At 60.8% G+C, this 23,993-nt stretch carries 26 protein-coding genes; 16 read left to right on the plus strand and 10 right to left on the minus strand.

What is annotated here, in order from left to right:
- Positions 1-13: 13 nt before the first annotated feature.
- The 5 genes from NXC14_RS18190 to ybgC all read right to left on the minus strand — a co-directional run bounded on the left by NXC14_RS18190 (position 14) and on the right by ybgC (position 3,585).
- A complete protein-coding gene (locus NXC14_RS18190; protein WP_085779321.1) occupies positions 14-424 on the minus strand; it encodes an energy transducer TonB in 411 nt (136 codons plus the stop codon).
- Positions 425-1,564 (minus strand): hypothetical protein, encoded by a 1,140-nt coding sequence (locus tag NXC14_RS18195; RefSeq protein ID WP_085779322.1) that lies wholly within the window; start codon positions 1,562-1,564, stop codon positions 425-427. It abuts the gene before it with no gap.
- A gap of 8 nt (positions 1,565-1,572) precedes the next feature.
- Entirely contained in the window at positions 1,573-2,028 is a 456-nt protein-coding gene (gene tolR, locus NXC14_RS18200; RefSeq protein WP_008536277.1) for a protein TolR, read from the minus strand.
- A gap of 18 nt (positions 2,029-2,046) precedes the next feature.
- Positions 2,047-2,766, minus strand: coding sequence for a protein TolQ (gene tolQ / locus NXC14_RS18205; RefSeq protein ID WP_004671617.1), 720 nt, complete (start codon positions 2,764-2,766; stop codon positions 2,047-2,049).
- 363 nt (positions 2,767-3,129) lie between these two features.
- Positions 3,130-3,585 carry a tol-pal system-associated acyl-CoA thioesterase gene (ybgC, locus tag NXC14_RS18210; protein WP_085779323.1) on the minus strand — a complete coding sequence of 152 codons (456 nt, stop codon included), beginning with the start codon at positions 3,583-3,585 and terminating at the stop codon, positions 3,130-3,132.
- A 162-nt stretch (positions 3,586-3,747) separates the two neighbouring features.
- Between ybgC and NXC14_RS18215 the strand changes: the two genes are divergently transcribed.
- From NXC14_RS18215 to NXC14_RS18240, 6 genes are all read left to right on the plus strand, one after another.
- The gene (locus tag NXC14_RS18215) at positions 3,748-4,968 is read left to right on the plus strand and encodes an NAD-dependent epimerase/dehydratase family protein (RefSeq protein WP_085779324.1); all 1,221 of its coding nucleotides are present in this window, start codon (positions 3,748-3,750) and stop codon (positions 4,966-4,968) included.
- Positions 4,965-5,816, plus strand: coding sequence for a glycosyltransferase (locus tag NXC14_RS18220; RefSeq protein ID WP_245362108.1), 852 nt, complete (start codon positions 4,965-4,967; stop codon positions 5,814-5,816). Before NXC14_RS18215 ends, NXC14_RS18220 begins: the two co-directional genes overlap by 4 nt.
- The gene (locus NXC14_RS18225; protein WP_085779325.1) at positions 5,813-6,733 is read left to right on the plus strand and encodes an NAD(P)-dependent oxidoreductase; all 921 of its coding nucleotides are present in this window, start codon (positions 5,813-5,815) and stop codon (positions 6,731-6,733) included. Before NXC14_RS18220 ends, NXC14_RS18225 begins: the two co-directional genes overlap by 4 nt.
- Before the next feature lie 131 nt (positions 6,734-6,864).
- A complete protein-coding gene (locus NXC14_RS18230; protein WP_085779326.1) occupies positions 6,865-7,452 on the plus strand; it encodes a 5-formyltetrahydrofolate cyclo-ligase in 588 nt (195 codons plus the stop codon).
- Positions 7,453-7,455: 3 nt separating this feature from the next.
- Positions 7,456-8,280 carry a YmdB family metallophosphoesterase gene (locus NXC14_RS18235; protein WP_085779327.1) on the plus strand — a complete coding sequence of 275 codons (825 nt, stop codon included), beginning with the start codon at positions 7,456-7,458 and terminating at the stop codon, positions 8,278-8,280.
- A gap of 100 nt (positions 8,281-8,380) precedes the next feature.
- The gene (locus NXC14_RS18240; RefSeq protein WP_085779328.1) at positions 8,381-9,226 is read left to right on the plus strand and encodes an MBL fold metallo-hydrolase; all 846 of its coding nucleotides are present in this window, start codon (positions 8,381-8,383) and stop codon (positions 9,224-9,226) included.
- A 30-nt stretch (positions 9,227-9,256) separates the two neighbouring features.
- Here the strand turns inward: NXC14_RS18240 and NXC14_RS18245 are convergent, their stop codons facing one another.
- Positions 9,257-9,760, minus strand: a complete 504-nt coding sequence (locus NXC14_RS18245) for a pyridoxamine 5'-phosphate oxidase family protein (protein WP_085779329.1) — start codon at positions 9,758-9,760, stop codon at positions 9,257-9,259.
- A 136-nt stretch (positions 9,761-9,896) separates the two neighbouring features.
- Between NXC14_RS18245 and NXC14_RS18250 the strand changes: the two genes are divergently transcribed.
- Together NXC14_RS18250 and NXC14_RS18255 are read left to right on the plus strand one after the other, a co-directional pair.
- The gene (locus NXC14_RS18250) at positions 9,897-10,331 is read left to right on the plus strand and encodes a DUF6636 domain-containing protein (RefSeq protein WP_085779330.1); all 435 of its coding nucleotides are present in this window, start codon (positions 9,897-9,899) and stop codon (positions 10,329-10,331) included.
- Between the two features lie 116 nt (positions 10,332-10,447).
- Positions 10,448-11,194, plus strand: a complete 747-nt coding sequence (locus NXC14_RS18255) for a YebC/PmpR family DNA-binding transcriptional regulator (protein ID WP_085779331.1) — start codon at positions 10,448-10,450, stop codon at positions 11,192-11,194.
- A 74-nt stretch (positions 11,195-11,268) separates the two neighbouring features.
- On the opposite strand, the gene NXC14_RS18260 is transcribed toward NXC14_RS18255, so the two are convergent.
- Complete coding sequence (locus tag NXC14_RS18260; protein WP_085779332.1) at positions 11,269-12,270, minus strand: LLM class flavin-dependent oxidoreductase; 1,002 nt, start codon at positions 12,268-12,270, stop codon at positions 11,269-11,271.
- A 123-nt stretch (positions 12,271-12,393) separates the two neighbouring features.
- On the minus strand, positions 12,394-14,709 hold the full coding sequence (locus NXC14_RS18265; RefSeq protein WP_085779333.1) for a methyl-accepting chemotaxis protein: 2,316 nt from the start codon (positions 14,707-14,709) through the stop codon (positions 12,394-12,396).
- A gap of 228 nt (positions 14,710-14,937) precedes the next feature.
- Between NXC14_RS18265 and ruvC the strand changes: the two genes are divergently transcribed.
- The 8 genes from ruvC (at position 14,938) to NXC14_RS18305 (ending at position 19,932) form a co-directional block, all read left to right on the plus strand.
- Positions 14,938-15,447 carry a crossover junction endodeoxyribonuclease RuvC gene (ruvC, locus tag NXC14_RS18270; RefSeq protein ID WP_085779334.1) on the plus strand — a complete coding sequence of 170 codons (510 nt, stop codon included), beginning with the start codon at positions 14,938-14,940 and terminating at the stop codon, positions 15,445-15,447.
- Positions 15,448-15,501: 54 nt separating this feature from the next.
- Complete coding sequence (locus NXC14_RS18275) at positions 15,502-15,765, plus strand: AbrB/MazE/SpoVT family DNA-binding domain-containing protein (RefSeq protein WP_085779335.1); 264 nt, start codon at positions 15,502-15,504, stop codon at positions 15,763-15,765.
- Complete coding sequence (locus tag NXC14_RS18280; RefSeq protein ID WP_085779336.1) at positions 15,746-16,162, plus strand: type II toxin-antitoxin system VapC family toxin; 417 nt, start codon at positions 15,746-15,748, stop codon at positions 16,160-16,162. The genes NXC14_RS18275 and NXC14_RS18280 overlap by 20 nt, the downstream gene beginning before the upstream one ends.
- Before the next feature lie 13 nt (positions 16,163-16,175).
- Positions 16,176-16,790, plus strand: coding sequence for a Holliday junction branch migration protein RuvA (gene ruvA, locus NXC14_RS18285; protein ID WP_085779337.1), 615 nt, complete (start codon positions 16,176-16,178; stop codon positions 16,788-16,790).
- An 82-nt stretch (positions 16,791-16,872) separates the two neighbouring features.
- On the plus strand, positions 16,873-17,913 hold the full coding sequence (gene ruvB / locus NXC14_RS18290; protein WP_064694410.1) for a Holliday junction branch migration DNA helicase RuvB: 1,041 nt from the start codon (positions 16,873-16,875) through the stop codon (positions 17,911-17,913).
- Positions 17,914-18,816, plus strand: coding sequence for a metallophosphoesterase (locus tag NXC14_RS18295; RefSeq protein ID WP_085779338.1), 903 nt, complete (start codon positions 17,914-17,916; stop codon positions 18,814-18,816). It abuts the gene before it with no gap.
- 7 nt (positions 18,817-18,823) lie between these two features.
- Positions 18,824-19,330 carry an NUDIX hydrolase gene (locus tag NXC14_RS18300; protein WP_085779339.1) on the plus strand — a complete coding sequence of 169 codons (507 nt, stop codon included), beginning with the start codon at positions 18,824-18,826 and terminating at the stop codon, positions 19,328-19,330.
- Between the two features lie 38 nt (positions 19,331-19,368).
- Positions 19,369-19,932: a DinB family protein gene (locus NXC14_RS18305; protein WP_085779340.1), complete on the plus strand. Its 564-nt coding sequence runs from the start codon at positions 19,369-19,371 to the stop codon at positions 19,930-19,932.
- Here the strand turns inward: NXC14_RS18305 and NXC14_RS18310 are convergent.
- Both NXC14_RS18310 and mprF read right to left on the minus strand, forming a co-directional pair.
- Positions 19,929-21,311: an AcvB/VirJ family lysyl-phosphatidylglycerol hydrolase gene (locus tag NXC14_RS18310; protein WP_085779341.1), complete on the minus strand. Its 1,383-nt coding sequence runs from the start codon at positions 21,309-21,311 to the stop codon at positions 19,929-19,931. The two genes, NXC14_RS18305 and NXC14_RS18310, sit on opposite strands and share 4 nt — an antisense overlap.
- Positions 21,308-23,911 carry a bifunctional lysylphosphatidylglycerol flippase/synthetase MprF gene (gene mprF, locus NXC14_RS18315; protein WP_085779342.1) on the minus strand — a complete coding sequence of 868 codons (2,604 nt, stop codon included), beginning with the start codon at positions 23,909-23,911 and terminating at the stop codon, positions 21,308-21,310. The genes NXC14_RS18310 and mprF overlap by 4 nt, the downstream gene beginning before the upstream one ends.
- Positions 23,912-23,993: the final 82 nt, after the last annotated feature.

Below are 23,993 nucleotides of genomic sequence, written 5' to 3' on the forward strand. Positions count from 1 at the left end.
AGCCTTTCAGCATCTATGGAGTCGGATCGCTGGAATCGAAGTGCAGGACGACCTCCCTCCAGGATTCATATTTTTCTTTCGGGAGCATGGTGAATGGCGCGGAACGCCGGACGGCGCGGAGGGCCGCAGCCGACAGGCTTTTCCGAGCAGCTTCGGTGCCGCCCGAGGCTGTTACCTTGGGTGAACCAGCGATCGCACCATTCTTATCGAGCCACAGGTGGATAGTAATCACGACTCCGCCGTCCCTCGCCTGCCCGGGAGGAACATTGAAGGAGGAAGCGATTGCGAGCAAATCCGCGGCCGAGTTATCAGAGATCGCCGCATCGACCGGCTGCGCCAACGCTTCAGGCCCACAAGCTAGAATCGTTCCAAGCATGATGGCGGCTGCAATAGACTTGTTGCCATGGGACAGGTCCATCAGCATCTAGATTCCCATGCTGCTTGGATCGAAGTTAAGGTCGAACTCATTCCAAGCGTCATACTTGTCCTTCGGAAGCATCGAGAAGGGTGCGGATTTCATGACAGCTCTGTATGCGCCGCCTTCCAACGCACGGCGTGTGGCATCGCTGCTGCTGCCGCCCGATGACTCGACTTCCGGCTGGCCGATAATGTTGCCATCCCTGTCGAGCTTCATATGTACCTTGATGACCATGCCGGAAAGGCCTTCCATCCCCGGCGTGACAAGCCAGTTCCCCTCGATCAAGCCGCGCACAGCATCTTCTTCGCTCTGGCTGAGCTTTGAACCGCCATTGCTCTTCTTCGCACCGAGCGATGCCTCCTGCGTCGAGCGCTTGGCGCCGCCGGTGGCAGGGTCGGTCTTGTTCAGCAAGGCCGAAATCTCGTCAGCATTGAAATCGCTCTTCATCGTGGAGGCCGATTTCGCCACTTCCTGCTTCTTGTCGGCCTTCTTCTTGTCCGTCGGTTTTTCCGCAGCCTTCGGCTCGTCCGCGGGCTTTTCCGGCGGCTTTTCGGCAGGCTTCTGCGGTTCCGGCGGCTTTACCTGCGGCTTGACAACAGGCGTCGGCACCTTATCCGGTAGCGCTTCCGCATCCGGCTTCGGCGACTCTTCAGGCTTGGCCTGCTCTTCCGGCGGCTTTTCCTCCGGCTTCGGCGGCGTCACTTCGACGGGCTTCGGCGGCGGAATGGAGGCAACCTCCTTCGGCTGCTCGACCTCAGTCTCTTCCTTGTTGACTTCCTTGACGTCGTTCGGCTTGGGATCGATCGTCGGCAATGGCTTCTCGCTCGAATTCGCCGCCGCAGCTTCGCTGTTGCTGGGCTTGGCGTTCGGGACCGGCGGCGTCTTCAGGTCGGCATTGTTGTCGCCGGCATTCTCAGACGGCTGCGCGATCGGCGGCCGTGTCGTCGGCACGGGCGCGGACGTCTCCTTCTTCGGAGCTTTCTTGTCGCCCTGCTGCATCTGGGTGATCGATTCTACCGGCACGAGATCGACCGGCATCGCCTCGAAATCCTCGACCTTGAAGGATTCTGGCGCACTCAGCGACACCATCGCCCAGGTGAGCACCAGGCAATGCAGAACAGCAGATGTGACGACGCTGGTCTTCATCTTGAACGCTATTGGTCCTTCTTCTGCTGCGTCACGAGGCCGATATTCTTGAAACCGGCCCCCTGGATGCGAGCCATCACGTCGGCGATGACACCATAAGGCGCCGTCGCGTCGCCGCGCACGAAGATGCGTTCATTGTAGCCGGTGGTAGCGATCGCCTCGAGCTTGGCGGCGATCTCGGCGGCCGGGATCGGAGTTTCCTGCAGGTAGACTTCGCCGCTGTTCTTGACTGAAATCGTGATCGGCTGCGTCTCGGAATTCAGCGCCTTAGCCTGCGTTTCCGGCAGGTCGATCGGTACGCCGACGGTCATCATCGGCGCCGCGACCATGAAGATGATCAAAAGCACGAGCATGACGTCGACGAGCGGCGTCACGTTGATTTCGGAGATCACGGCCTTGTTCCGACCGCCGCGACGGCGGCGTCCGCCGCCTCCGCCGCCATTGCCTCCAACAGCCATACCCATGTGAGAATACTCCGTTGGTTACTGCGCGGCAGCGCGGGGCTGCAGCTTCTCGTCGATCTGGCGCGAAAGGATGGCGGAGAATTCGTCCGCGAAACCCTCCATGCGCGCCGAGAGCTTGCCGGCATCGGCAGAGAACTTGTTGTAGGCGATGACGGCCGGAATAGCGGCGACGAGGCCGATCGCGGTGGCGAGCAATGCTTCAGCGATACCGGGTGCGACCACCGCGAGGTTCGTCGATTTCGAGCCAGCGATCGCCTGGAACGAGGTCATGATGCCGACGACCGTGCCGAAGAGACCGATGAACGGGCCGGCCGAACCGATGGTCGCGAGCGATCCCAAACGGGCGCCGAGATATTCGGTTTCACGGGCGAGCGTCACGTCCATGGCGCGGTCGATACGCATCTGCAGGCCGATCGGCGAGCGGGCGCCGCGTTCGAAGGATTTCTTCCATTCGCGCATGGCTGCGACGAAGATCGACGCCAGGCCGGTGTTGTTGCGTTCGGACAGCGAACGATAGAGTTCTTCCAGCGACTGGCCCGACCAGAAAACCTGCTCGAACTTGTCGAACTGGCGTCTTGCGCGGCCATAGGCCAGATACTTGTCGATGACGATCGCCCAGGTCCAGACCGAGGCTGCGATGAGCCCGAGCATGACGAGCTTGACGACGATGCCGGCCTGCATGAAAAGCGACCAGAGGCTGACGTCCGTCGTGGCTGCTGCCAATCCTACTTGTTCCATTGATCCAAAATCCCCGAATCCAAACGCCCGGCGCTGGACCGGGCGGCACAAAATGATCTCGCAAGAAGTGTCCGGGACCGCCGCCCAAAGCCCTGGTCAAGCTTCCAAGCTCTTCTTCCGCCTTCTTGCCGTCAAATTTGGTCAAAGGAAGGCGTGCACCGCACAAACTCCGACTTTCCCAGTAAGACACTATTATGGTTAATAGATCGTTAGTGCCAGACGATGACAGAAAGCCTGTGTTCGGAAGGTTTTGTTCCATGGATTACTTGACCGGAGCATGGTCCGGCTGCCGAAAGAGCGCTCATCCTGCAGCGCGGGAATTCCTTCACATAAAGTTCAAGTTTTGACAAGGCCGATTCGGAACTACAGCGGCCGGCTACCTTCCAGGAACTTTGCCGCCAGCGTTTCGGGCAGCCGCCGCGGCCGCCCCTTGGCGTTGATGACGGCGATGATCACCTTGGCTGCAATCAGCAGAGTTTCGCCTGACCGGATCTGCTGGTTGAGCACCATCTTGGCGCCTCCGGCCTTTTCAGTATGCGTCAGGATCGTCAGCACGTCATCCATGCGCGCGGGACTCTTGAAGTCGATCTCCATGCGGTGGACGACGAAGACGAGGCCTTCTTCATCGGCGCTGACGAGCTCGCGCTGCTCGACGCCGAGGCAGCGCAGATAATCGGTGCGGCCGCGCTCGAGGAAATGCAGGTAGCGGGCGTGATAGACGAGGCCGGAGAAATCCGTATCTTCATAATAGACCCGCTGAACGAGGCGATGTCCGGCCTCCGTCAGCTCTCCCGAGATGGAAAAAGGGCGTTCGGTCATAATTTTCTCCAAAGTGAGGTGCCCTCTTTGGCGCAACGTTTGGCGGCAAGCAAGCATTGAATGCCGGGCCGGCCGGCATGGAATGCGCCGCCGGCCGGCATTGAATGATTGTCATAATTCCTAACTATTCCCGATAATAGCGACCGATCAGGAGACGATGCGATGAAGATTGCGGTTATGGGCGGAGACGGTTTCATTGGTTGGCCCACCTCGCTCCACCTTTCCGATGCCGGTCATGACATCCATATCCTCGACAATCTCTCGCGCCGCTGGATAGACACCGAACTCGGCGTTCAGTCGCTCACCCCGATGGATTCGATCCAGGAGCGCACGCGCATCTGGCACGCAGAAACTGGACGCCGTATCCACTTCAATCTGATCGATCTCGCTAGGGATTACGAACTTCTGAAGAAATGGCTTTCGGAACACCGGCCGGACGCGATCATCCATTTTGCCGAACAGCGGGCCGCGCCCTATTCGATGAAGAGCGACCGCCACAAGAACTACACGGTCAACAACAATGTCAGTGCCACGCACAACCTCCTGAACGCGCTGACCGATCTCAATCTCGACGCCCACCTCATCCATCTCGGCACCATGGGCGTCTATGGCTATTCGACGGTCGGTGCAGCCATCCCCGAAGGCTATCTGCCGGTCGGCGTTGAAACCGTGGACGGCGAAACGGTCAGCCAGGAGATTCTCTACCCCTCCAATCCGGGCTCGATCTACCACATGACCAAGTGCCTGGATCAGCTTCTCTTCCAATTCTACGCCAAGAACGACGGCTTGCGGATCACCGACCTGCACCAAGGCATCGTCTGGGGCACGCATACCGAGCAAACGCGCCGCCACGCGCAGCTGATCAACCGTTTCGATTACGACGGCGATTACGGCACGGTGTTGAACCGTTTCCTCATTCAGGCAGCGATCGGTTATCCGCTGACGGTGCACGGCACCGGCGGCCAGACCCGCGCCTTCATCCACATCCAGGATTCGGTGCGCTGCATCGAGCTGGCGCTGAAGAACCCGCCCGTCCGCGGCGCCCGCGTCGAGATCTTCAATCAAATGACGGAAACCCACCGGGTGCGAGACCTCGCCGAGATGATCGCCAGGATGAGCGGCGCCAAGATCGCCTGGCTGCCCAACCCGCGCAAGGAGGCTGCCGAAAACGAGCTGATCGTGCGGAACGAAAAGTTCCTCGACCTTGGCCTTGAACCGACCACGCTGGAAGCCGGGCTGCTGGGCGAAATCGTCGACGTGGCGAAGAAATTCGCCTATCGCGTCGACCGCTCTCGCGTGCCGGCCGTCTCCGCCTGGACTAAAGACATTGCCGCGACGCTCAATCACGATCCGGAAGGCAAGCGGCTGAAGTCTGTGTCATGAGCGAAGGCGATATGACGAGAGTGATCGAAATCCCCGGCCGTTTCGCCTACGTCACCCTGGTCACCAATGCTGATTATGCGATGGGCGCAACCGCCCTCGCCCGCTCCCTGCGCCGGACCGACACCGCAGCCGATCTCGTCGTCCTTCACACCGGGGGCGTCGACGCGGCGGCCCTCGCCCCGCTTAAGACCCTTGACTGCCGCCTGATCCAGGTCGGGCACCTGCCGCTCTCCGATACCTTCAACGAGCGCCACGCCCGCGGCCATCTCCACTCCGCCGCCCCCTTCACTAAAGGCCGCAAGCCGGAGTTCCATTCGCCGCTCGACAATTTCTGCAAGCTCAGGCTCTGGCAGCTGGTGGAGTATGAGCGCTGCGTCTTCATCGATGCCGACGCCCTGGTGCTGAAGAACGTCGACAGGCTCTTCCTCTATCCGGAATTTTCTGCCGCTCCCAACGTCTATGAAAGTCTCGCCGACTTTCGCCGCTTGAATTCCGGCGTCTTCGTCGCCACGCCGTCGCATGACACATTCGGGAAAATGCTCGAAAGCCTCGACAGGCCCGAGGCTTTCTGGCGACGCACCGACCAGACCTTTCTGCAGACGTTCTTCCCGGAATGGCACGGCCTACCGGTCTATTTCAACATGCTGCAATATGTATGGTTCACCATGCCGGAGCTTTGGGACTGGAAGAGCATTTCGATCGTGCACTATCAGTATGAAAAACCGTGGGAAAAGGATCATCCCAAGGCAAAACAACTACAACCATTGATCGACCTGTGGCACAATATACACGATCATGGCGACTTGCCTCAGATCACGGCGCTGGGAAATCCGGAAGGGACGGCATGAAAGTATTGGTATCCGGGGGAACGGGTCTCGTCGGCCGGTACGTCGTCGAGGAGCTGTTGGCCGCCGGCTATCAGGTGATTGTCGGCGGGCGCCGGGCGCCGCTGCCGCGTTTCTTCTCTCGCCCGGTCGAGTACGCAGCACTCTCCCTCGATCCCGATAAGGATCAGATCGACGTCTTCGACGACGCTTACTTCTTCGTGCACGCCGCCTTCAGCCATGTTCCCGGCAAATATCGCGGCGGCGAGGGCGACGATCCCGAGAGCTTCCACAGATTGAACCTCGACGGCACCGTCCGGCTCTTCGAAGCGGCCAAACGCGCCGGGACGCGCCGTTGCGTCTTCCTGTCCAGCCGCGCTGCCTATGGCGATCAACCGCCGGGAACCGAGCTTGTCGAAACGATGCTTCCAAAACCGGAGACGCTCTACGGCCAGGTGAAACTCGACGCCGAAGGCGCGCTCAGCCATCTCTCGACGCCGGGTTTTGCCGGCGTAAGCCTGAGGGCAACTGGTGTCTATGGCGATCTCCCACCGAACAAATGGGATGGCCTCGTCGCCGATTATCTCGCCGGCCGGCCGGTCGCTGCTCGCGCCGGGACGGAGGTTCATGGTCGCGACCTCGGCCGCGCGGTGCGGCTGATGCTGGAGACGGAAAGCACCCGCATCTCGGGCGAAGTCTTCAACATATCGGACATAACAGTCGACACGCGCGACATTCTCGCGGCTATCCGCCGTGAAACGAGCTGTCCCCACGCTTTGCCGCCCCCCGCCGACAAGGCTGCCCTCAATCCGATGAACACGGCGAAAATCCGTGCGCTCGGCTGGCTGCCAGGTGGAACTCCTCTGTTCGAGGAAACGATGCGGTGGCTGGCGACCGCCTTGCCGGTGTCGCCGCGGCACGAATCTGCGCAGTATCGATAGGCATCCTCGTCTGACGATCGGTAACCGCAGGGTGATACGACGTGAAACGGGTGCAGCCCTGTCGCAGCCGGCATTTGCATCGGGTCTCCAGCCGGCTATGCTCGGTTAGACCTCTCAATCCGGCAGATCGAATGACCGCAAAAGAACTGAAAGCGCAGCTGCGCAACGAACGGCTGGCCGCCCGCGACGCCATCGCTCCTGAAGAGCGCATCTCCAAAAGCCTTGCAATGGCCGATCACGCCGGCGAGGCGGTCGCCTTCGAGCCGGGCACCATCATCTCCGGCTTCCTGCCGATCCGGTCGGAGGCCGATCTCAGGCCGCTGATGTCGCGCTTTGCAGCACGCGGCGCGCGGCTCTGCGTGCCGGCGATCCTCGACAAGCAGACCATCGTCTTTCGCGAATTGGCGGAAGGCGCACCGCTTGTCGCTACCGGTTTCGGCACGGTCGGCCCAACCGAGCATGCCGCCGTCCTGGATCCCGAGATCATGCTGGTGCCGCTTTCGGCTTTCGATGTCAGAGGCCACCGCATCGGCTACGGCGCCGGCCACTACGACCGCGCCATCAGCCGGCTCAGAGAGAAAGGCCTGCACCCCAAGCTGATCGGCATTGCATTCGACTGCCAGGAAGTGGCACATGTGCCCGACGAGCCGCATGACATAAGCCTGGATGCCATCCTGACAGAAAGCGGCCTTCGCTTTTTTGCTTCTTGGATTGGATAGGGAATGCGGCTGCTTTTTTTGGGTGACATGGTCGGCAAGACGGGACGCACGGCGGTCTGGGACCGCCTCCCCGGCCTGATCTCCGACCTCAGGCTCGATTTTGTCGTCGTTAACGGCGAGAATGCCGCCGGCGGTTTCGGCATCACCGAGGACATCTTTCTCGAAACGATCAATGCCGGTGCCGATGTGGTGACGACCGGCAATCACGTCTGGGACCAGAAGGAAGCCGTCGCCTTTGCCGGGCGGCACGATCAATTCCTGCGGCCGGCCAATTATCCGCAAGGCACGCCAGGGCGCGGCTCCGGCCTTTTCTATGCCAGGAACGGTGCGCGGGTGCTCGTTGCCAATGTCATGGGCCGCGTCTTCATGCATCCGGAACTCGACGACCCCTTCAAATCGGCGGAAGCGATCCTCGATGCCTGCCCGCTGAAAGAGCAGGCCGATGCAATCGTCTTCGATTTCCATGCCGAAGCGACCAGCGAGAAGCAATGCTTTGGCCATTTCGTCGACGGCCGCGCCAGTTTCGTCGTCGGCACCCACACCCATGTGCCGACCGCCGATGCGCAGATCCTGAACGGCGGCACCGCCTATATGTCGGATGCCGGCATGTGCGGCGACTACGACTCCTCCCTCGGCATGGACAAGGAGGAGCCACTCAACCGCTTCATCTCCAAGATGCCGAAGGGCCGCATGGAAGCGGCAAGCGGCCCGGCGACGATCTGCGGCGTCGGCGTCGAGATTTCCGATGCCACGGGACTGGCCGAAAAGATCGCGCCGCTTCGGCTCGGGCCGCGTTTGGCCGAAACGGTGCCGGAGTTCTGGCGGTAATCCAGCCGCTCCAACACGCAATTGTGAGCATCGCGGCTCTGGACCGCTGCGACCTCATGACGCATCCTCCGCCGCTCAATGAAAGCGCCGGAGGGGTGGCATGAGGCCGCATTATCTTATCCTCGCTATCACATGCCTGACGGCCTTCGCCGCATCAGATCCCGCCGAGGCACAGGAGCAGCGCCGGCGAGCCAGCCAATGCCACGTGATCGCCGAGAATATGCCCAGGGCGACCTTCGTCAGTTTCTCCGTCGCCCCGGCGCCGATGCCGGCTGTATCCGAAGGCGAGAATGTTAGATTTGCCTATCTCGGCCATTCCACCTTCGAAATCGAGACACCCGGCGGCATCATTATCGCGACGGATTATAATGGCTGGTACAAGCCGGCGACGACCCCCGATGTCGTCACGATGAACAAGGCTCATACGACTCACTTCACCCTGACGCCTGAGCCCGACATCAAGCATGTGCTCCACGGCTGGAGCGACGTGCCGGGCGAGAAGGCCAGCATCAATCTCGTCGTCGGCGATGCCTATATCCGCAACGTCACGACCGATATCCGCTTCAGCTACGGCCTCGGCGGGTCGCAGGAGGATGGAAACTCGATTTTCATCTTCGAAATTGCCGGTCTCTGCATCGGCCATCTCGGCCATCTGCACTACGAGCTGACTGATAGCCATTATACCGAAATCGGCCGCCTTGACGTCGTCATGGTGCCCGTCGACGGCGGCCTGACCATGGGCGCCGACAGCATGAGCCGCGTCATCAAGCGGCTACGCTCGTCGCTGATCCTGCCGATGCACCGCCGTGGCCCGCCGGTCAATGCCTTCGTCTCCATGTTCGGAAAGGACTTCGATATCACTTATGCGCCTGATGACAGCCTCACCGTTTCCATGCGCACGCTTCCCAGGAAGCCGCTGATCTATGTGATGAAGGGCGTGCAGTAAAAGCCGGCGGGCCCCTCCAAACCTTGCTGATCAAGCAAATTGCAGGTGGCGTTTGACGCCGACCTCGGGCATCTTGTCGTCGTCGAGATTGGCCTTGGCGATCTCCCAACCGAATTTTAGCGTGCTGCCTGTCGAAACCCAGATCTCGGCATCATCGACATGCAGGGAAAGCATGGTGAGTTTCGGGTCTTTCTTGCCGCCGTCATACCAGGCCGCCACCATCGAACTCCAATATTCCTCGATCTTGGACGGGTCGGGGCGTACCTCGATGACGCCGGAAAGGCAGGCGTGATAATCGTGATCCTTGCCGACGACGCAAAAATGCGCGCGACTACCGGGTTTGATGGCCCGCACGATGTCGGCGTCGGTCTTGGTATAAAACCAGATCGTGTTGGTGGTGGGATCGGCATGCGGCGCCATCGGCTGCATGTGCATATCAAGCCCGGAAATTCCGAGCATGCCGGCATGAACACCGTTGACCTGATCCCAAAGCTGACGTGCTGGTTGCTCCCGCGCCTCGCTGAGACTTGCCATGACCGTTCCTTTCCGTTGGGTGGAGTTCGGTTGAAACGTCATCCTCTTACCTTTGTTCCGTTCGCAAGCAGCGGGCGGCGCCGTCTTTTCAGCGCAGAGAAATATGCGATAGTGCACCTGACCGGCGGAGGATCACATGCGAGCAGGACATTCGATTCTGACTTTGATCTTCTGCGCAGCCTGTGCACCTGCCTGCTTTGCAGCGGAAAAGACGTTCAAACCCGACCAGAACGGTCAGATCGTCTTCGTCACGCCCACAAGAAATATCGGCTGTGTCTATACGCCAAAGGGCGGCGTCGAAATGTATGTGCCAGAAGACGGCGGGCCGGAACTTGCTTGCGATCGCATCGAGCCGCTCTACGTCCGCCTCATCCTCGGTGCGAGCGGCAAGGCCTATACCTTCAAGATGGTCGGAGACACCGCCTGCTGCAGCGACGAGCATGTGCTCGACTATGGAGATAGCTGGAAGGGCGGGCCTTATTTCTGCACCTCCGGCACCGAAGGGGTGCGCTGCCGACGGCAGGACGGGCATGGTTTCTTCGCTAGCCGCAAGCGGCTGAAAGTTGACTGAGTACGGCAGCAACCCCGTGCATCATGCGACAAATCCACTGCTTTTTCCTTGAACGGGTGCCGTTTCGCTCTTATAAGGCGGCCCATTCCGAACAATGAGACGTGAACAGGGGTGCCATGGCTGGCCATTCACAGTTTAAAAACATCATGCACCGCAAAGGCCGTCAGGATGCCGTGCGGTCGAAAATGTTCTCCAAGCTTGCGCGCGAAATCACCGTTGCCGCCAAGGCCGGCCTGCCCGACCCGACGATGAACGCCCGTCTTCGCCTGGCAATCCAGAACGCCAAGGCCCAGTCCATGCCGAAGGACAACATCGACCGCGCCATCAAGAAGGCAGCCGGCGCCGACAGCGAAAACTATGACGAAGTCCGCTACGAGGGTTATGGTCCGGGCGGCACGGCGATCATCGTCGAAGCCCTGACCGACAACCGCAACCGCACCGCCTCCAACGTCCGCTCGATCTTCACGAAGGCAGGCGGAGCTCTCGGTGAAACCGGTTCCGTTTCCTTCTCGTTCGATCATGTTGGCGAAATCACCTACAAACTTTCCGCTGGCGACGCCGACAAGGTAATGGAAGCCGCGATCGAAGCCGGCGCTGATGACGTCGAGACCGACGAAGAGGGCCATTACATCACCTGCGCTTTCGAAGCCCTTGGCGAAGTGTCGAAAGCCCTGGAGGCAAGCCTCGGCGAAGCCGAAACCGTCAAGGCTGTCTGGCGCGCCCAGAACAACGTGCCGGTGGACGAGGAAAAAGCACAGTCGCTAATGAAGCTCATCGACTCGCTCGAAGACGACGACGACGTGCAGAATGTCTATTCCAACTTCGAAGTCTCGGAAGAGGTTCTGGCCAAGCTCTCCGCCTGAGTTTCCGCACGATCATCAATAGAAACCCGGCCTCTGCGCCGGGTTTTCTGCTTTTTCGGGATGCTACCGTGATGCTACGCGGCGGTCCGCATGAAGTTTCCGAGACTGGCAAACAGTTCCACCGACCTCAGCCGCGCCTCGATGTCATGGATCGGCATCGAGATGATCACCTCGTCAGCCTGAGTCTCCCGGAGGAACTCCGTCAGCTTCGCCTCCGCCGTCGTCGGTGAGCCCACCACGGCATAACGCAGCGTGTGTTCGACGTTCATCTTTTCCATCGGCGACCAGAAGCCTTCCATATCAGTGACAGGGCGCGGAAACGGGCCGCGCACATTGCGGCGCAGGTTGACGAATTGCTGCTGGGCGGAGGTGAAATGATATTGGGCTTCCCCATCAGTTTCCGCCACCGCGCCCATGACGCCGACCATCACATAGGGCTTGTCGAGTGTTGCCGAAGGCTGGAAGCGATCTCGGTAGATCGCGATGGCCTCGAGCAGCATGTCGGGGGCGAAATGCGAAGCAAAGGCATAGGGAAGTCCGAGCATGGCGGCAAGCTGGGCGCTGTAGAGGCTGGAGCCGAGCAGCCAGATCGGGATATGCGAACCATTGCCGGGCACCGCAAGGATCGCCTGGTTCTCGACCGGAGTGCCGAGAAGCTGCTGCAATTCCACCACGTCGTTCGGGAAACTGTTCGCGCCGGCCTCGAGGTTGCGCCGCAGCGCCTGCGCCGTGCGCATGTCCGTTCCCGGCGCCCGCCCGAGACCAAGATCGATGCGGCCGGGAAAGAGCGCCTCCAGCGTGCCGAACTGCTCGGCGATGACGAGCGGCGAATGATTGGGCAGCATGATGCCGCCGGAGCCGATGCGGATGCGTTTTGTCGCAGCCCCGACATGGCCGATGACAATGGCGGTCGCAGCACTGGCGATGCCCGGCATGCCATGATGCTCGGCTAGCCAGAAGCGCTTGTAACCGAACTCTTCAGCCTTCTGAGCCATCCGCGCGGAGCTTTCGAGCGACTGGCGCACGGTGCTGCCTTCGGCAATGGGAGAAAGGTCGAGTATGGAGAAGGGAACCATGGAAACCTGCCGGGCAGTTGAAGGATCCCGTCTATGTAGGTTGGCGCCCGCCCCATTCCAAACCGTGCACGCAAACAAAGGGCCGCGCGAAGGCGGCTCTCGTCGAATATTGCAAGCGATGCCTCACCGGTGACGGCGCAACACATGCACCTCGGCGCTCGATCTGTGGTGCCCCTGCGGCAGCGTGAAATTGCCGAGTTGGCGGTCCATTTCCAGAGCTTCCGTCGCCAGGCGGTGGATCGCCGCCGTTGTCTCCTCGACCATTGAGGCGTTCTGCTGCGTCATCGCGTCGAGTTCGGCCACTGCATTGTTGATCTCGCGCAGCGTATTGGCTTCGTCGCGGGTCGATTCCATGATCTCGTTGATCTGGCCGTTGATCGCCTCTACGTGGGCGCCGATGCCGGTAAGGGCAACGCCGGCCTTCTCGACCAGCGCGACACCGCTTTCGACCTCATGCGTGGACTTCTGCAGCAGGCTGGAGATCTCCTTTGCCGCACTCGATGAGCGCTGGGCGAGCTCCCGGACTTCCATGGCGACGACGGCAAAGCCCTTGCCCGATTCCCCGGCGCGGGCCGCCTCAACGCCAGCGTTCAGCGCCAGAAGATTGGTCTGGAAGGCGATGTCGTCGATAACCGATATGATGGTGTTGATCTGGCGCGATGAAGTCTGGATGGCCTCCATCGCCGCAATCGTCTCACGCATGATCTGGCTGGAGCCGGTCGTCTCCTTCTTGGCGTCTCGGGCGATACGCTCAGCCTGCTCTGCCCGCTCGATCTGACGGCGAACGGACTGGGTAATGGCGCTGATCGCATTCGCCGTCTCGGTGATCGACCCGGCCTGACGTTCGGTGCGCCCGGCAAGCTCGTCGGCGCCGGTGCGCATCTCCTCGGAGCCGGCACGCACCGCCATCGAGTTGCCGCCGATCGCCGTCATAGTTTCGCTGAGCGTTGCGAGCGCCTCGTTGAAATTGACGCGCAGGCTTTCGAGCTCGTTCGGGAAGCGGGTGTCGATCTGGTAGGCGAGATCGCCGCTTGCCAGATGATGCAGACCGTCATCGAGCGCTTCCACCACCTGCTGCAGCGACTTCGCCTCGGCCTCCCGTTCTGCGAGATTCTGCTGGCGCTCCTGCTCGGCCTGCAGGCGTGTCTCTTCGCTCGCCGCTTCGAGTTCGCGGCCTTCGATCAGCGACTGCCGGAAGCGGGCAAGCGCTTTCGCCATCGTGCCGATCTCGTCCTTGCGGTTCAGGCTGCCGATCTCGCTGTCGAGCTTGCCGTCGGCGACGTCGCGAGTCACACCGGCGAGCCGCGCCAGCGGCGAAAACAGGAAATTCGTGACGAGTCCGGTTGCGACCGCCATGACGACGAGCACACCCAAGCCAATCATCGTCAGCAAAGTGGCGATTTCGATCGAGCCGGCATTGAGCTCGCTGAGCAGCACGCTCTCGACCACGAGAAAGCGGTCGCCACGATAGTCGATGCCGCGGACATAGGCACGGGCCGCGCCATCCGCCCTGTCGAAATCGGCCACGGTCATCGCGGAACTGGCAAGCGCGTCCTTGATGAAGGTGAAGGGGGTGGCATCGAGCGTCGCAAGCTTGCCGCCGGCATCGAGGGCGATAGCGGAGCCATCGCTGGCGACGATCGCAGCCCGCGCGGTGCTGCCCTGGACGATGCCCTTGGCAAGGATGCTCGAGATGATGTCGTCGCGCACTTTGAACAGGATAATGCCCTTGGCCGCTCCGAGCTTGACGATCGGCACGGCATAGAAGATCGCGGGCTTGCCGCTTGCCGCATCGACACGGAGGCCGGAGAAGCCCGTCGGTGCGGCGTCATCCGTCGCCTTGGCGGCATTCTCGATCGCCTTGGCGAAAGCGACGCCGGCGCCGGTTGTCTTCCAGGCGTCCGACTTCAGATTCTCCGCGAAGTCGTCGTCCTTCTTGTAGGAATAGAGTACGCTACCATCGAGATCGGCGATCAGCAGATCGCTGAAAGCGGTGTTTTCGAGGTCACGGGCAACTTCGCCCTGCGTCTGCTCATGGTTTGAATAATAGAACCCGCTCGGCCCTTCCGGCTTCATCAGCTTCTCGCGCTGGTCTGCCGGGTTGGGATTGCCCGTGACAAAAACCTTCTTCAGCTCGGCGCGGGCATCCCCCGAAGTCTTCTGGATTGTCTTCCAGCCGCTCTTCAAGCTGGTGATCGACATCTGCAGCGCCTCGATGCGCGCGATGGAATTGGCTTGGTTTTCGAGCTGCACCAGTTGGTCCTGCAGCATGTCGCCACGGAAGATCAGCACGCTCTCCTTGGCCTTCAGCGCCTGCTCGTCGGAGATGCGGCTGCTGGCGAAATAGGCGAGCACATCGATGACCGCGATCGACAGCACGGTCATCAGGATGAATGTGGCAATGACCTTGAAGGACAGGGATTGAAATCTCTGAGCCATATACGACGAACCCTCTGAACGGCGCCTGCCAGCCTGGGCGCGCGGCCGGCTGACCTCAACAGAATATCGGGGGCTTATTCTTGCGGAACGAAGCCCCACGCACATTCGACGAACAAGAATTCAGGCATCTCTTTTAATTCGCGGTAAATGGCGCATCCGAAAACAACGATGTTTTTGTTTTGTTCACATATCGATGGCACTTATTTTGCAATCGCTATAGGTTGAACCATGCAAAATACGATTCGCATCATCGGTATCGATCCCGGTCTTCGCCGCACTGGCTGGGGAATCATCGACACATTAGGCAATTCCCTGAAATTCGTGGCCTCAGGGACGGTGACCTCAGATGGCGAGATGGATCTCGCCTCCCGCCTCTGCCAGTTGCATGATGGGTTGGCCGACATCGTCCATAGCTACCAGCCAGATGAAGCCGCCGTCGAACAAACCTTCGTCAACAAGGACGCGGTGGCGACCCTGAAGCTCGGCCAGGCCCGCGGCATCGCCATGCTAGTGCCGGCGCGCGCTGGATTGCCGGTTTCCGAATATGCCCCGAACGCGGTGAAGAAGGCGGTCATCGGTGTCGGTCACGGCGAAAAGCAGCAGATTCACATGATGTTGAAGATCCTGATGCCGAAGGTCGAATTCAAAGGTAATGACGCCGCCGACGCCTTGGCGATCGCAATTTGTCATGCTCACAATCGCGGCGGCCACCGGATGCGTCAAGCGATGGCCGGATAATTCGTTCTTGACTTGTTCTTTTCTCCTGGTAAGTAATACCGCGGAGGTATTACCATGCGCGTGACCGAAAAAGGCCAGGTGACCATTCCCAAGGACATCAGGGATCGCTTGAAGATCGGCCCGGGATCCGAGGTCGATTTCATTGCGGATGAAAAGGGCGCCCGCCTCGTCGTTCTGTCCAGCCGCACGGAATCATCGCAGGACGATTTTGAATCCTGGCTCGGCAGCATGAGCGGTACTTTCGACACCAACGGCATGACCACCGATGAATTCATGGAATGGCTGAGGGGACCACGCGATGACCTCAGTCCTCGTTGATACGAACATCTTCATCGATATCTTCGGCCCGGACAATCCTTTCAGGCAATGGTCCGCACGCGCATTGAGCGCATTGCGCCCGGAATCACAATTCATCATGACACCCGTCGTCTGGGCGGAGCTGGCAAGCATGACCCCGCGCGAGGAAACGCTTGCGTTTCTCCTGTCACGGTTAAACCTGATCCGTGAGGCCCTGCCGTTTTCCGCCGCTTACCGGGCCGGCATGGCGCACGCACAGTACCGGAGGAGCGGCGGCCCGCGCGAGCGCACCCTGCCGGATTTTTTCATCGGTGCGCACGCCGTCGTTCGATCGCATCGTCTTCTGACACGCGATGGCGCGCGCTACCGCTCCTATTTCCCGGAATTGGACATCATTTCTCCCGAAACGCACCCTTGAGAGACCGCGACCCATGATCGGCAAGCTGAAAGGCACTATAGACGAGATCGGCGAAGACTACGTGCTCGTCGATGTGCACGGCGTCTGCTACGTCGCCTATTGCTCGGCCCGAACGCTGTCGAAGCTCGGCTCGGCCGGCGAGGCCTGCGTACTGTTCATAGAGACTTATGTTCGCGAGGATCAGCTCAAGCTCTTCGGCTTCATGACCGCACTGGAGCGGGAATGGTTCAACCTGCTGCAGAGCGTCCAGGGCGTCGGCGCCAAGGTGGCGCTCGCCGTGCTCTCGACGCTGACGCCGGGCGAGCTTGCCAATGCGATCGCCCTGCAGGACCGCGCCGCCGTCTCGCGCGCACCGGGCGTCGGCCCGAAAGTGGCGATGCGTCTCGTCACCGAACTGAAGAACCGCGCGCCCGCCTATGCCGGGGAAGCGATCAATATCGCCCTCAAGCAGGAACTCGGCGAAGGTGTCGCCGCCGCACCGGTTGCCGATGCGGTGTCCGCGCTGACCAACCTCGGCTACAGCAGAGATCAGGCTGCGAATGCCGTCGCCTCGGCATTGAAAACGGCTGGCGAAGGCGCAGACAGCGCCAAGCTGATCAGGCTCGGATTGAAAGAACTGGCACGGTGACGACCGGAAAACCTAGGAATGGATGTCGAGGCAGCCGACTTTTGGTGTATTGCTGTAACAGGTTTCAAAACGGAATGAGAGCATGAGCGAGCCCGCCCGCCTGATATCGCCGGAAAAGCGGGGTGAAGACCTTGATGTCACCCTACGCCCGCAATCGCTGGACGAGTTCACCGGCCAGGCTGAGGCGCGCGCCAATCTCAAGATCTTCATCGAGGCGGCGAAGAACCGCGGCGAGGCACTGGATCATGTGCTGTTCGTCGGCCCGCCCGGCCTCGGCAAGACGACGCTGGCGCAGATCATGGCGAAGGAGCTCGGTGTCAACTTCCGATCGACATCCGGTCCTGTCATCGCCAAGGCCGGCGATCTCGCCGCCCTGCTTACCAACCTCGAGGAGCGCGACGTACTCTTCATCGACGAGATCCATCGCCTCAACCCCGCGGTCGAAGAAATCCTCTATCCCGCTATGGAGGATTTCCAACTGGACCTGATCATCGGTGAAGGCCCTGCCGCTCGCTCGGTGAAGATCGACCTCTCGAAATTCACGCTTGTCGCCGCCACTACCCGCCTCGGCCTGCTGACGACACCGCTGCGCGATCGTTTCGGCATCCCGGTACGTCTCAGCTTCTATACCGTCGAGGAACTGGAGCTGATCGTGCGCCGCGGCGCGCGGCTGATGAACCTGCCGATGACCGAAGAAGGCGCCCGCGAGATCGCCAGGCGCGCCCGCGGCACGCCGCGCATTGCGGGCCGGCTGCTGCGGCGCGTGCGTGATTTCGCCGAAGTGGCAAGGGCCGAGGCCGTCACCCGCGAGATCGCCGACGAAGCGCTGACCCGCCTGCTGGTCGACAATGTCGGTTTCGACCAGCTCGACAAACGTTACCTCAACATGATCGCCGTCAATTTCGGCGGCGGACCGGTCGGTATCGAAACCATCGCCGCCGGCCTTTCGGAACCGCGCGACGCGATCGAGGACATTATCGAGCCCTACATGATCCAGCAGGGTTTCATTCAGCGTACGCCGCGCGGCCGCGTTCTGACCGCAATCGCGTGGAAACATCTGGGAATGCAACCGCCCAAGGAGATGGAGGCTGCGCAGTTCCGGCTGTTCCAGGAGGACGACTGAGTGATCACCCGCCGCGGATTTTTCAACGTTCTTGGCGGGGGTGTCGCAGGCGTCATGGCGCTCGGCGGTTATGCCTTCGCCTATGAACCGCTGGCGCGGCTCGGCATCACCCGCTACCGACTGACGCCGCCGGGATGGACATCGGGGCTGAAGCTTCGCGTTGTCGCACTCGCCGATATCCATGCCTGCGAACCCTGGATGTCGGCAAACCGCATTACCTCGATCTGCCACCGGGCCAATGAACTCGAAGGCGACGTGACCGTCCTGCTCGGCGATTACGCCTCGGGCATGAACATGGTGACGCAGTACGTGCATTCGAGCCAATGGTCCAAGGCGCTGGCCGCACTCCAGGCACCACTCGGCGTCCACGCAATCATGGGCAATCACGACTGGTGGGAAGACAGGACCGCCCAGAAGAACGGCGGGATGGAAACCTTCGGGCACCGGGCTCTTGCCGATGTCGGCATCCCTGTCTACAGCAACCGCGCCGTCCGGCTCGAAAAGGATGGCCGCGGCTTCTGGCTCGCAGGGCTCGAAGATCAGCTGGCGCTGCTCCCGGGCAGGAAATGGGGTCGCACACGCATGACCGGCCTCGACGATCTCGATGGAACGATGGCTCAGGTCACTGATGACGCGCCCGTCATCCTACTTGCCCATGAGCCCGATATATTTCCTCGCGTGCCCGAGCGCGTCTCGGTGACGCTCTCGGGTCACACCCATGGCGGACAGATCCGCTTCTTCGGTCGTTCACCGATTGTCCCGTCGCGCTACGGCGATCGCTACGCCTATGGCCATATCGTCGAGGAGGGGCGTAATATCATCATTTCCGGTGGGCTCGGCTGCTCCATTGCTCCTGTCCGCTTCGGCGTACCGCCGGAAATCGTCGTAATCGATCTCGGATAAGAACGACATGAGCAAGCGCACTCCCATCCGCCTGACTCAGGGTGCTGCGCGTTTCAATTACCGCATTGCCGGCCTCGGCTTTCGCGATGGGCACGTGCTTGTTCATCGCGCCGTGCACGAGCCCTTCTGGACCTTTCCGGGCAGTCGGGCGGAAATCGGCGAGACGTCGGAGGAAACGCTGAAACGCGAGATGGTGGAGGAGATTGGCCTCAAGGTCACCGTCTTGCGCCTGCTCTGGATCGTCGAGAACTTTTTCCACTACGAACAACGCGACTGGCATGAACTCGGCTTCTATTATCTGATGGAAATCCCGGCGGAATTTCCCTTTCAGCCGCATGAGATCATCCATCGCGTCGAAGATGGCGACAACCATCTCGAATTCAAATGGGTGCCGGCAACGCGCGCGGCCCTGACCGCGCTCGACATCCCGCCCTATTTCATCGCTGATGAAATCGAGAACCTGTCCGGGGCACCACGTCATCTCGTCTGGCTCGACGGCAATCTCGATGACTGACGCAAACATTCCGGAGTGCTGAAAGAGGAAAGCCGCCGATGTCGACCTTCGATCCCGCCAGGGCGTTTCGCAAGTTTGCCTATAACAACGCCTTTGCCAACCACCGGCTGCTTCACGCCTGCGCGGCGTTGAAGGCGGGCGAATTCGAAGCGCCGCGCACGAGCTTCTTTCCGTCGATCAAGGAGACCCTGAATCATATCATCACCGTCGACTGGTTCTATGTCGACGGCATGGAAGGTGGCACGCTCGGCTTCCAGGCTTTCGAGGTGGACGAACCGTTCGACGATGTCGAGTCACTGACCCAAGCGCAGGCAAAGGTCGATCAGCGCCTGATCGACCTTTGCGAAGTCCTGACGCCGGAAAGGCTGATCTCGATCGTCAGTCTCCATCGCGGCGATCGTATTCAGCAGGAGCGGATGGACGACGTGCTTGCCCACCTTTTTCAGCATCAGACCCATCATCGCGGCCAGGTCCATGCAATGCTTGCCGGCACCAGCGTTGCCCCGCCGCAGCTCGACGAATTCATCGTCGCCGATGATGCGCGGTTTCGCGGCAGGGAACTCGCCGAACTCGGCTGGAGTGAAGAACGGCTGATGCGTTAATCCTGCAGCCGTCTCTTCAGCCCATCGATGATTGACTTGGTGAGAAGATCGTAGTTCTCATCAAAATGATGGTCGCCGGGCAGTTCGACCACTTCGGCGCCGCTATTTTTGAGTGCCGGACAAGCGACATCATCGTCATCTTCCTTGCCGTAGATGCACTGCACCAACTTCGGATCGACGTTCTTCAGGTCGCTGACCGGATCTCCCCCTGCCCCTTCGGTCTTCTGGCCGAGCCAGCCGAGAACGGAGATGACGTAATCAACTTGGTGCGAGAGCGACAGCAGCGACAACTGCACCACGGAGGACTTCTCGGCCGGTTTGAGCAGCTGATAGGTAGCGGGCACGACATCGGCGCCGAAAGAGTAGCCGACGAGCAGAACATGCTTCACCTTCCACTGCTTACGATAGAAATCGATGATCTTCGAAAGATCGTTGGCCGTCTCCTCGGGCTTGCGCTCCGACCAGAAATAATGAAGTGAATCAACGCCGACGACGGGAATGCCTTCTTTTTGCAGCGTGCCGCCGACCTCCTTGTCGATGTCGCGCCAACCGCCGTCGCCGGAATAGATCACGGCCATCGTATCAAAGGCAGGCGTTGCTTCCAGCACCGCCAGCGGCAGGCCGAGCGGATTGCCGAAGGCGCCGGAGGCAGTGACGAGGTCATCGAGCGTGTCGCCGAATACCGTCTGTGCATCGTCTGTGGAATCGCGGATCTCGATCTCGGAATGGGCTTTCTGTAGCGCCTCGGCATGCGCCCGGCCGTCCTTGTCAGCTTTAGGCGTGAAAACTGATATGATCGGATCCGGCAGGGCGCCGTCGCTGAGGCCATAGACCGTGCGTTGGCCGATCACCTTCTTGGAAGCCGGCGTGCAAAGCTCCTTGGTTAGCGGAATGCCGGCCAGCGGATCGACCGCAAGCGTCTGACCGATCGTCGCATCCGGCGTCTGAGCCGCGATCGCCAAGGCCAAGGCCCCGCCCTCGCCGATGCCGGCGACGATCGGCAGGTGATAGGCATTGTTGCCGGTCGCGCGCTGAACCTGCTGGCTCAGCGATTCGATATCCGAGACCATGTAGATGCAGCCGTCGTTGAGGCTGACGTCGTAGCGGCTGAGCGCCTGCATATAAGAGGGAAAGTCGACGCCGATGACGACAGCGCCTTCGGCGACCAGCCTGTCGGCCTCGGCCTTCTCATAATCGCCCCAGCCGGCGGCATCCGAGATCAGCATCACGGTGCCCTTCACCTCCCCTTCCGGCAGGAAGATGTGCGGCGATGGGATGAGCCCACTTTCGAAGCTCTGCGTGGTTTCCTCGGCGGCATCAGCCGGCGCGGCCGCGAGCATGCAGACGCATGCCGTGGCAAGAAGGATTGTCCTGATCATTTTCTCACTACCCCTTTCAATCCGCCCCCGATCAGAAATGTCGCGTCCATCAACGCGATCATCGGATTGCCTCCTCCGGAAACCGCAAGATAGCGCGGTTGCCAGTGCGGATGAAACTTGGATTTGAATGCCCGAAGGCCTTTGAAGTTATAGAAGCGCTCGCCGTGCTCGAAGATGGTGCTACCGATACGGTCCCAGACGGGCGCTGCTTCGCGTTTCGACATGCCGGAGAGAGGCGCCATGCCGAGATTGAAGTGGGTGAAACCCTGGTTACGCAGATATTCCATGATCTGCACGAAGAGAAAGTCCATTGAGCCCTTCGGCGCGTCCGGCGAGAAGCGCATGAGATCGATCGTGCTCTCCTCGCGTGATTCGGTGACGAGGATATTGGCGAAGGCGACGATCTTGCCGTCCTTCTTCAGGATGCCGACCGGTTGCGAGGAAACGTAATCGGGATCGAAGGAACCGAGCGAGAAGCCTTTTTCCTTGGCATTGTGATGTTCGAGCCAGGCCGTGGAAACGGCGGCGAGATCATCGATGATATCAGGCACGTCCTCGGGCCCTACCACCGCGAATTCCAGCCCGTCGCGCTGGGCTCGGCTCGCCGTCTGGCGAAGGTTCGCCCATTTGCCGCCCTTCATTTCGAAGGTCCGGAGGTCAACCACCGCCAGTTCGCCGAGCTTGAAGGCGCGGAGGCCGGCATCGGCGCAATGGGAAAGCAGCGCCGGCGAAATCTGGTAGAAGACGGCGCGGCAGCCGGCAGCGCGCGCCGCTTCGACGAACCGCCAGACAAGTTCCTGCACGGCGCGATGATCGCCAATCGGGTCGAACAGTGCGATCCATGAGCGGCCCTGCCGGCCGTACATGATGAAAGCGTCGCCCTTTTCCGAAAACATGATGCTCTTGTCGCCCATGCGCACCAGATTGGCATCGGCATTGCCCTGCTTCCTGACAATGTCGACGGCACGCGTCAGCGCCTCCTCTGTCGCCGGCTCGGGCCGGAAAGCAGCCGGTCGGAGCAGGCTGAAAATGGCGATCGCCGAGGAGATGATGGTGATGCCGAGCAAGGCGCGCAGTCCCCGCGGCGCCTCGGCGGTGAATTCGAACTGCCACCAGAGTTCGTTGCTGTATTCGACATCGCGATAGACGAAGAGCAGGATGACGACGGCGCCAACGACGATCACGGCGATCGCCATCAGCCAGGATGCCGTCATCGCCTGGTTGAGCAGCGATGCATGCCGGGTGAAGAGCCGCCGGCTAACGAAGAGCCCGAAGATGAGAAAGGCGAGAAAGGCTGCTTCGACGAGGGCAATTGCCTTCAGAAGCGACAAGGTCAATGCGGCAACGGCCGAAAACACGGCCACCCACCATGCGCCGTCGAGCCTCTGACCGAGGCCGCGCGCCGCGACCACCAGCGCGAGCCCGAGCAGGCTGGAGAGGAAGTGCGCCCCTTCGACCATCGGCAACGGCAGATAGTTGGAAAGAAATTCCAGGTTCTGGTCCGGCGTCGGCGTGACGCTCGAAAACACCAGCATGACGCCGAGCAGCAGCGCCAAGGTTGACAACAGCTGCGGCATCAGCCGTCCGCCGATACGGCGGACGCTGGAGGCGGCGGGGTGATCGACGAAACGGCGCAACTCCGCCGCCGAGACCGCGAGCACGGCGATCAACAGCGGCAAGACATGGTAGATCAGCCGGTAGAGCACCAGCGATCCCAGCACCGCGTCGATATTCACCGCGCTGCCGAGCGAAGCGATGATCACGGTCTCGAACACGCCGAGCCCGGCCGGAACGTGGCTGAGCACGCCGAGACCGACGGCGATCGCATAGACGGCGAGGAAGACCGGCCATCCAATCGCCGTCTGCGGCAAGAGCACGTAGAGCACCGACGCGGAGGCGGCAATATCGAAGGCGGTGACCAGAAATTGGCGCGACCAGGTGCGCGAGTCCGGCAGGCGGATTGCCACGGCGCCGAAATCGAGCACACGACCCTCGCGGCCGATGATCATTACAGACCCGAGAATGGCGATGATCGAGCCGGCAATCAGCCGCAGAAGAAATGGACTGACACCGACCAGCGGCCCGATCTCGCTGGCGATGATGATGAGGGCGATCGACGCGACGGCCGCCAGCCCAAGGCCGAAGGAGAGCGTGACGAAGGCGATGATGCGGCCGATATCTTCCGGCGAGAGCCCGAGGCGCGTATAGGCGCGATAGCGGATCGCCCCGCCCGACAGTGCGCCGAAGCCGGCGGTGTTGCCGACGGCATAGGCGCTGAATGCCGTCAGCGCCACATGCGGAAAGGGCAGCTTCTTGCCGATATATTCGATCGCATTGAGATCATAGAAGACCAGCGAAAGGAAACTCAGCGCCGTGAAGAACAGAGCAAGCAGGATCGCGCTCGGCCTCGTCGCAGCCAGCGCTGCGACGACATCGTCATAGCGCACCTCGTTGGTAAGCTGCATGATCGCGTAACCGACGAGACAGAAGACGATAAGCGTCGCTGCCGCAGTGAGCGGCGTTCTGTAACGTCTGAAAAGCGTGCGAAAAGAAAAACCGTCCGTCGCCTCGATCTCTTCCAAATTGCCGTGACCCGACATCTCTTACCTGCGCAGTTTCCAATTCGACGGGAATCATTTTTCGAAGACGTAACATGACGGGCATAGAAGCTCTATGAAGCCA

The organism is Rhizobium sp. NXC14, from assembly GCF_002117485.1.
Lineage (GTDB): Bacteria > Pseudomonadota > Alphaproteobacteria > Rhizobiales > Rhizobiaceae > Rhizobium.